Consider the following 1,626-nt stretch of genomic DNA (forward strand, 5'->3'; position numbering starts at 1 on the left):
ATACTATTGATGATTGGGTGTCGGAAATTGGAAGTGGTTTGAATTATAAAAGAAAGAAATTCAATCAGCTTTTTCTTGATATTGAAATGGGTAAAGTTTCAATGCTTGTCATAGCTCACAAAGATCGTTTGGTACGTTTTGGTTTTGAGTGGTTTGAGTCTTTTGCTGAAAGGCATGGTTGTAAAATTATTATTATGAATCAAGAATCTCTCTCCCCAACGGAAGAAGTAACTCAAGACCTGTTAGCGATTATTCATTGTTTTTCTTCTCGTCTTTATGGATTGAGAAAATACAAAGAAAAAGTTAAAGAATTAGTGAACAGCAAGGAATAGCTTTTTTGAAATTAACACGCATCCATCACTGTAGAAACTTAAATGTACAAAAGTACAAACAACTTGAAAAACAAGCTGTTTTACTTGGTCGTGTTCGTAGTGAAGTATGGGCTAAATATGGTGCTATCTCAGGTTTGAATATCAGTGATAGAACTATTCGTGATGCGTGGATGAAAGAAGGTCGTGACTTTGGTGTTTCTGCAAATGCTTGGAAAGAAACGCTACGTGATTGTATAGGTGACATTAAAGCGCATCGAGAAGCATCAAAAGAAAAAGTAAAAAAAGCAATCAGAAAAAGAACGACATGCGATAAAGAATTAAAAAGACTATACACGCTGCTTAAAAAAGACGAGTGGACGACTGATAATTTCCTTCATCGTCAAATGCGTAAACACTTTAAACATGGTGTAAACCACACGCACAATCAAATTGTTGTTCGTGCGGATATGTGCAAAACCTTTGAGCTAAACGGTCAATGTTGGCTTAAAGTGCCGAGTTTAATTCCTCGACAAACTATTAAAATACCTCTGAACACAACTGCTGATTTTGCACCGCAAGGTACGCTTAGGATTATTCTAAAAAACGGCAATGTTGAAGTTCACTCAAGCTATGATGCAATTAAATCTCAAGATTGTGGACAAGAAACTGTAGGCGTTGATAAGGGTTACTCAGAAGCCTTTGTTGATTCTGACGGTGATGTATATGGGCAAGGCTTAGGTAAGCTGATCTCAAGTGAATCTGACTATCTGAATCAAAAGTACAAGCGTAGAAACAAGCTCAGAGCGATTGCCAAAGCTAAACCACACAAGAAACAGAAAATTGAGAAGAATAATCTAGGTCGCAAGAAGTTGAATAAGCGACAAGATATTCAGAAAGCAAAGCTCAAGACATTAATATTCACAGCAGTTCACAAGTTGGTTGATAAAGCCCAAGTAATTGTTGCGGAAGATTTAACATCTCCAATTCAAAATAAACGTAGCTATGGTAAGAATACCAATAGGCTTTTAAATACATGGGTTAAAGGCTTATTGGCCGATGCCCTAACTTCTGTATCTCATCGTAGAGGTTCTGCGGTGCATCTAGTCAATTCTGCATATACTTCGCAAAGTGATTCTTTCCTAAATGGGCTTTTAATAGGCACACGTAAGGGAGATCGCTTTCACCGTTTTAATGGGGAGGTTATTCAAGCTGATTGGAATGCTGCGAGAAACGTGCTTGCAAGATTAAATGACAATGAGATAAGTCGTTATACGCCTTACAAAACTGTAAAGTGCATATTGCAAGAACGGACTGA

General features: G+C 37.3%; 2 protein-coding genes. Both read left to right on the forward strand.

Annotation, left to right across the window (positions count from 1 at the left end):
- A partial coding sequence (locus CYK47_RS15155; RefSeq protein WP_122902593.1) for an IS607 family transposase occupies positions 1–332 on the forward strand: 332 nt, incomplete at its 5' end.
- Between the two features lie 5 nt (positions 333–337).
- On the forward strand, positions 338–1,626 hold a 1,289-nt coding region (locus CYK47_RS15160; protein ID WP_122902594.1), incomplete at its 3' end, for an IS200/IS605 family element transposase accessory protein TnpB.

The organism is Acinetobacter sp. B51(2017) (assembly GCF_003711395.1).
In the GTDB taxonomy this organism is placed as follows: Bacteria; Pseudomonadota; Gammaproteobacteria; order Pseudomonadales; family Moraxellaceae; genus Acinetobacter.